Source organism: Eggerthella sp. (genome assembly GCF_048329335.1).
In the GTDB taxonomy this organism is placed as follows: Bacteria; Actinomycetota; Coriobacteriia; order Coriobacteriales; family Eggerthellaceae; genus Eggerthella; species Eggerthella lenta.
In genome coordinates this window covers 1-7,191 of sequence record NZ_DBFEGU010000326.1, presented here as the reverse complement: position 1 = coordinate 7,191, position 7,191 = coordinate 1, and the positions used below count along the sequence as shown (strand labels likewise).

4 protein-coding genes are annotated in these 7,191 nt (G+C 62.6%); 2 read left to right on the top strand and 2 right to left on the bottom strand.

The genetic code is table 11. The features are described 5' to 3' along the window. Positions 1 to 2: 2 nt before the first annotated feature. Entirely contained in the window at positions 3 to 1,184 is a 1,182-nt protein-coding gene (locus ACMO6A_RS10240; protein WP_009306128.1) for an ATP-binding protein, read from the bottom strand. A 318-nt stretch (positions 1,185 to 1,502) separates the two neighbouring features. Beyond that, positions 1,503 to 2,957, bottom strand: a complete 1,455-nt coding sequence (locus ACMO6A_RS10235; protein ID WP_157003893.1) for a response regulator transcription factor — start codon at positions 2,955 to 2,957, stop codon at positions 1,503 to 1,505. Between the two features lie 287 nt (positions 2,958 to 3,244). On the opposite strand from ACMO6A_RS10235, the gene ACMO6A_RS10230 reads away from it, so the two are divergent. Then, positions 3,245 to 6,388, top strand: a complete 3,144-nt coding sequence (locus ACMO6A_RS10230; protein ID WP_021409682.1) for a molybdopterin-containing oxidoreductase family protein — start codon at positions 3,245 to 3,247, stop codon at positions 6,386 to 6,388. A 3-nt stretch (positions 6,389 to 6,391) separates the two neighbouring features. Beyond that, entirely contained in the window at positions 6,392 to 7,057 is a 666-nt protein-coding gene (locus tag ACMO6A_RS10225; protein WP_021409700.1) for a 4Fe-4S dicluster domain-containing protein, read from the top strand. Positions 7,058 to 7,191 lie beyond the last annotated feature (134 nt).

Genomic DNA, 7,191 nt, shown 5'->3' with positions numbered 1-7,191 from the left:
CGCTAAAGCAGCGGCACGTCGCCGTGGAGAAACGCTTCGAGTGGGCATTCACTCGAGCCGACCACCAGGGTTCGCGCATGCGGCACGAGGTTAACGAACGCCGTCAGGCCTTTGAGCGACTTCACGCGTCCGCTTTTGACTTCGATGGCGGTTACGGATTCTCCCTGCGCAAGCACGAAATCGACCTCGTTCGAGCCTTCCCTCCACCAATGAACCTCGAAGTTCTGCTTTTTGGACTGCGCTAGCAGAAACGCCCCGACAGCGCTTTCGACCAGGTGCCCTTTGCGCTCGGGATCGGTGAGAAGGAAATCGCGATAGCGTCCATACGTTGCCGTCATGAGGGAGGTGTCGTACACCATGAGGCGGGGCGAGCTCGCCTTCTCCCTGATGAGTTTGGGGTCGTGCTTCTGCAAGCCGCAAAGCAGTCCGGCTCCGTCGAGAAGGTCGAGGTAGTGCGCGACGGTCGTTGTGTTCCCTGCGTCGTCGAGCTGGCCCAGGATCTTGCGGTACGACAGCTCCTGCCCGGAATACGGCGCGCCGAGGTGGAAGAGCTTGCGCATCAGCGCGGGTTTCCGCACCTCTTCGAGGGCGATGACGTCTTTCGAGATGCTGGGCTCTATCACGGCATCGTTGATATAGCTGAGCCAGCGTTGCTCGTCGTCTTTGAGCGCCGCTCCGCCGGGATAGCCGCCGAAGAAGAGGAAGTCATCGAGGGAGTAGCCGAACGCATCCTTGCATTCGGCGAATTCCCAATGGGTGCTCCGGATCGTTTCGAATCGACCGGTAAGTCCCTCGACCAGGCCTCGTTGAAGGAGGATCGACGACGATCCGGTCAAAACCACGCGCAGGTCGATGCCGCTCCAGGTATCTTCGTCCCACAGTTCCTTCACGACGGCCGACCATTGGCTGACCAGCTGCACCTCGTCGATGACGAGTAATGCCGATGGCGACCCCTCGTTGATGAGGTTGCGGGCTTGGAGCCATTGGGCGCGAAGCCAGTCGCGACTCGAGGAGTCGATGCTTGCCAAGGCGACGTGGCGCGGAAGGTCGACCTGGGCGAGCGCCTGTCTGATCGCAGTGCTCTTGCCGGTTTGGCGCGGCCCGACGAGCATCTGGATGAAGCGGCGAGGTTCTCGCATGCGTGCGACGAGCGTGTTGACGAGAGGTCTGCGGTATTCGTGCATGGTCGCCTCCTATTGAGCAAATTTGCTCAATAGTAGCGCAAATTTGCTCAGCGGACAAGCAACGCCTTGATGCCTAAGAACACTGGCCGCAAAAGAACGGATGTTTCACGTGAAACATCCTGAGGTAAAAGAACAAATGTTTCACGTGAGACACTCGGGCTCCCGCCCTTTGGTTCCTCCAATTCCGATGCCCTTCTCGAGCACGGCTCGCCTCCCCGCACCCTCCCTGCAAACGACGAATCGACCCCGAAGAAGGGCTCCAGGGCGCCGGCGACTGGACGGACGAAGTTGACCTTGCGTGTGCGGCGGGCGTGAAAACTATTCGCGTCCTTCGATCACGTCGAGGAACTCCTGCTTGCCGTGGACGTCCATCTTCTGGTAGATATGGCGTAGGTGCGTGGTCACCGTGCCGCGCGACAGATAGAGCTCCTCCTGGATGCGGGTGCTCGAGCGGCCCTTCGCGAACAGGATCATGATCTCGGTTTCCTTCGGCGATAGGCCGTATTCGCCTGCCACGTCTTTGCAGCGGTCTTGGAAGCGCTGGCGTTTCGGTTCGGCTTCGTCCTTGTCCTCGTCTCCTTTCGCCAGCGCGATGAGATCGTTCTCGTTGAACACGAACATGTACGAGATGAGGATGGCCAGCGTGGCCATGAGCGCGATCAGGCTGAGGCTTTGCGGCGAGAACGGCGCGAACGCGCACACGAACTGTCCCAACGACGAGCCCAGCAGCACGCCGAGCGTCACCATGCCCCAGCCGATGCCGAACACCATGATGCCCGAAAGCCGGTACGTGAACGAGATGTCGGCGAGGAGTATCCAGATAAGCACGTTGAACGTGCCGTAACCCGCCAACGCGATGGTGCTCTCGATTTCGGAGAAACCGGTGAACACGGGCAGCAGCATGAAGAACACGGCCATGACCAGCATCACCGAGCGGTACACGGGGCGCAGGCCCGTCTTGCTGGAGAACAGCACGCAGCCGTAGATGATGGCGATGGTAAGCAGGCTCGACCACAGCAAGGGGAAACGGTAGAAGGTGTCCACGGTTGCGGCGTTCGCGGTGATGAACACCGCGCGCACCACGCCGTCGGCCATGCCGATGAGGCATGCGCATATGCCGATCTTCCAGGAGAACTTGCCCAAGTGGATCTCGAAAGGCTGCACGATGGGCTCGATTTTCGACGACCATGTTTTCAGCTTCACGAACAGGATCCAGCCGGAAATCGCGGGCAGCAGCGCACAGATCACGCATGCTCCAACAGGCGGCAAGGCGAGCACGGCGGGGAAGAGGGCCGCCGCGATGAGGAAGGCGAGCGGCGCTTCGAACGAAGTGCGACGAGGATCGACGTTGCGGTACAGCTCGCCGTACCCCAGATCGATCAATCCCGATCCGGCACCGGTCAAGATCGAGCCCAGCGCGCATAGCTCGATCGACGGAGCATCTGGCAGCGTCGCGCAGGCGAGTGCAAGCGTGCCGACGGTGGTGAGGGCCGGTCCGAGGAACCGGAAGGCGCGGCGATTGATAAGCGTCGCGAAGCGCCGATGGAAGATCGCGCTCGCGAACAAGGTGGCGCATAGCACGAGCGTCGACCCCAGATACGCTCCCGCGGGCAGCGGTTCGCCGTTCCAGGTGATGGAGCTGGTGGCGGTGCCCAGGAACATGAGGTACACCCAGGCGCGCGCCAAGGCGAAGCCGACCATGCGCAGGTTCAGAAGGCTTCGCGGCGACGTTTCCCGCAATCGATCCTGAGCGGTTGTCAGCGGTTTCGGCATGTGCGTCACGAGAATTCCCCCTCAAGATCTCGATCCCCTGCGGCTCATTATAGCGTGCTCGATCCTTCCGGCTTGCGTGGCCCGCTATGTTGATGTTTGACGTCATGCTTCGTTTATCAGGGGTTTCTCCAAAATCATGGGAAACGCATGATGTCGCAGCGGCTGCTTCGCTCGACTTTTTGCAGAAATGCATGATGCGCCTAACGGCATCGCGGCGCATGCTCGAACAAAGCAGCGGGCGCGGAAGCCGCGGCCGCCGCGAAGGACGAGACGGAGAAGGAGGAGGAATGGGAGAGCTCAATCTGACGCGCCGTGCGTTCACGAAGCTGGCTGCCGTGACGGGCGCTGCCGTGGCCTGCACGGCCGCCGCCCCGAACGCGGCGCTGGCCGAGGATGCCGGCGCGGCTGCGCGCGGCGACGACGTCAAGCGCGTGCGCACGTGCTGCCGCGGCTGCGGCAAGATGGAGTGCGGCGTGTGGGTGACCGTGCAGAACGGTCGCGCCGTCAAGGTGGAGGGCGATCAGTCGTCGTTCCAGTCGAGCGGTAACTGCTGCGGCAAGTCGCAGTCGTCCATCCAGGCGGCGTACCATCCCGATCGCATATACCATCCCATGAAGCGCACGAATCCCAAGGGCGAGGACCCCGGCTGGCAGCGCATCACGTGGGACGAGGCGATGCAGACCATCGGTGAGAAGTTCCAGCAGATCATCGACCGGTACGGCGGGCAGTCCATTTTCAACATGGCGGGTACGTCGCGCCAGTGGGTGTACGGCCCCTATGCGTTCTACAAATGGCTGTTCGATACCCCGAACGCGCACGTGGCCTCCGAGATCTGCAAGGGGCCGCGCCGCCTGATGGGCTGGATCAGCTCGGTCGACGGCGCCCCGTGGATGGCGCTGCGCGACGGGCCGCGCGTGTACGTGCAGTGGGGAACCGCGCCTGAGAACTCCAACTACGATGACAGCTGTCGCAACTTGGTGGACAAGATGAATGAGGCCGACGTACACATCTGCATCGACCCGCGCCTGTCCGGTTCGGGCAAGGAGGCCGACTACTGGCTGAATCTCAAGCCCGGCACCGACGGCGCGCTCGCGCTGTGCTGGCAGCACATCATCATCGAGCACGACCTGGTGGACTGGGAGTTCGTGAAGCGTTGGACCGATGCGTCGCTTCTGGTGGTCGAGGACATGGAGCCTACGGGCGGCCGCTACATCGACCTGTCATCGCCTGTCCAAGTGCCGCCTTTGGAGGACCTCATCGGCACGAAGCTGAAGACCCGTCTTCTGAAGGAGAGCGACCTGAAAGAGGGCGGCAGCCCCCACAAGTTCTATGCGTGGAACAAGAACGCCAACGACGGCGCGGGCGGCCTGGTGTATTGGGACGCCGATGCCACGCAATGGGAAGGCTGCAACCACGTCGCCCCCACGCGCGATCAGATGGAAGTCGTGTACAAGGGAACGTCGCAGGAAGGCTATCTTCCCCCGCTGTCTTACTGGGAGCTGGAGGAGGCCGGCATCGACTTCGATCTGAAGGGGACGCACGAGATCGAGCTGGCAGACGGCACGAAGCACGTTGCCAAGCCCGTGTGGGCTTACCTGGAGGAATCCGTGAAGGAGTGCACTACGGAGTGGTGCCAGGAGAAGACGGGCCTCGATCCGGCGCTCGTGGAGGAGGCGTGCCTCGCGTGGGCGACGCGTCCTGAGGGCCAGACCTACGGCAATGGTGGCATCCATCTGAACCTCGCTCCCGACCAGGTGGGCAATTGCGCTCAGACCGTGCGCGCCGTTCTGCACCTGTCCTACATGACTGGCAACTTCGACGGCCCGGCCGGCAATCGCGGCCTGACCCGCACGCCGGTCGACGAGCAGGCCACCGCCGCTCCCGGCGTCAACATGCCGCAGGAGGTCAAGTGGACCCTCAAGGGCATGGAGGCCATCACGGGCGAGCCGCAGTGCCCGCCGTTCTACCTGCCCGACGTCAAGCTGGAGCCGACGAACATCCCCGACCGGCGCGAGATCCTCAGCAACATGGTGGGCGCCGAGAAGTTCCCGATCCTGCCGTACTACAACGAGTGGGCCGATGCCACGTGCATCTGGGAAGCATGCATCAACGGCGATCCGTATCCGCTCAAGGGCGGCATCAACGAATCCGGCTCGTTCATGAACATGTCGAACGCGACGCTGGCATGGGAGGCCTTGTCCAAGCTGGATTTCTGGGTTGACATCAACATGTTCCATCATCCCGGTACCGAGATGGCCGACATCATTTTGCCGTGCCAGCACTGGACGGAGCTGAACAACATCCGTGTGAGCCAGGGCGCGTCCGGGGGCATCGGTTTGACGCAGCGCGCCATCGAGCCGCCGGCGGACACCAAGTTCGACTACGACATCAACCGCCTGATCTTCGAGGCGCTTGAGAAGCAGGGCAATCCCAACGGGACGTGGATGAGCATCAAGGGCGATGGCCCGGGCGCATACCACCACGACGACCGCCTGGAGGAGTGGTTCCAGGCCCACAACGAGAAATCGGGTTTCGACACGCGGTATCCGGGTTGCAAATGGGAGCATTTCGAGGACTTCAAAGAGGATTTCCAGGAGAACGGCTGGATCAACGCGAAGGAGATCGAGCCCGACCGTTGGGGAACCTACCGCCGCTTCGAGACCGGTTGGATGCGCATGGGCAAAGACGCCTGCACGGCTGCTCCGTGGTCGGTCGACGACTCGGGCCAGCCGGTGAACAACTTCGGCTGCCCCACGCCCAACGCGCTCGTGGAATTCTGGTCTATGGCGTTCGAAACCTACTGCATCGACATGGCCAACGAGTTCGAGCCGGGCAAGTTCGATCCCATCAAGGAGATGATGCCGAACTACGAGCCGCCCGCGTCGTCCGCCGACGGCGGCAAGATCGACCTGGAAGAGTATCCCATCATCCTGACCACCGGTCGCCGCATCCCCGTGTACTTCCACTCCGAGCATCGCCAGCTGCCGTGGTGCCGCGAGCTGTGGCCTGCGCCGCGTCTGGAGATGAATCCGGCCGACGCTGCGGAACTGGGCTTGGAGCAGGGCGATTGGGCTTGGATCGAGACCGAGTGGGGCAAGGTGCGCCAGAGCGTCGATTTGTACCATGGCATCGCGAAAGGCTGGGCGAACGCCGAGCATGCCTGGTGGTTCCCGGAGCTGCCCGCCCCGACGCACGGCTGCATGCTGTCGAACATCGAATGCATCTGGGATCCGCACGGCCAGGACAAGTTCATCAGCTCGCATCACATGCGCGGCGTGCCGGTGAAGATATACAAGGCGACGCCCGAGAACTGCCCCGACGGCAAGGTCATCCCCTGCGCGCCCGAGGACGGCACCGAGATCATCTACGATGCCTCCGATCCGCGCCTGAAGGAATGGCTGCCGAACTACGAGATTCGAAAGGAGGCGTAGGCTATGACGCAGTACGCGATCGCCACCGATCTCAACCGGTGCGTGGGCTGCCTGAGCTGCATGGTGGCCTGTAAGGCGGTGAACAACGTTCCCATCGGCAGCTACTGGAACAAGGTGCTGCGCATCGGTCCTTCTCTGAAGGAAGGTGCTACGTCGTCGCATGACGTTGAGATGTACTACCTGCCCGTGCAGTGCCAGCATTGCGCCGACCCCGAGTGCGTCAAGGTGTGCCCCACGGGCGCCTCGCACAAGCTTGAGGACGGCACGGTGCAGATCGACAAGGCGAAGTGCATCGGCTGCCAGTTCTGCGCGATGAGCTGCCCTTACAACGTCCGCTATTTGAACGAGGAGGAGGGCGTCGTGGAGAAGTGCACCCTGTGCTCGCAGATCGTGGGGCAGGGCGGGTTGCCGCAGTGCGTCATCCAGTGCGGCGGCCGCGCGCGTTTCTTCGGCGATTTGGAGCAGGGGATCGAGTCGTTCGAGGCTCCGGCCGTCGGCTACAGCGCCGACCGTTCGTACGATGGCTTGTACGCGGGCAACCGCGTGACGCTGGGCGAGCTGGTGAAGGACTTCGACGCCGGCACCGACGTGCACCATCTGCCCAACGTAGGCAACGACCCGTGCTTCGCGTTCATCTTGCGCAACCGCGACTGGAAGGGTGATGAATAATGGAGCTCCAGTGGCCTTTGATCGTGTTCACCACGCTGGTGGCGTGGAGCGCGGGGCTGTTCGGGACGCAGGCGCTGATGGCCGCGTTCGGCGTCGGGAAGAAGGCGCAGGTCCCGGCCTGGATCGCGAGCGCC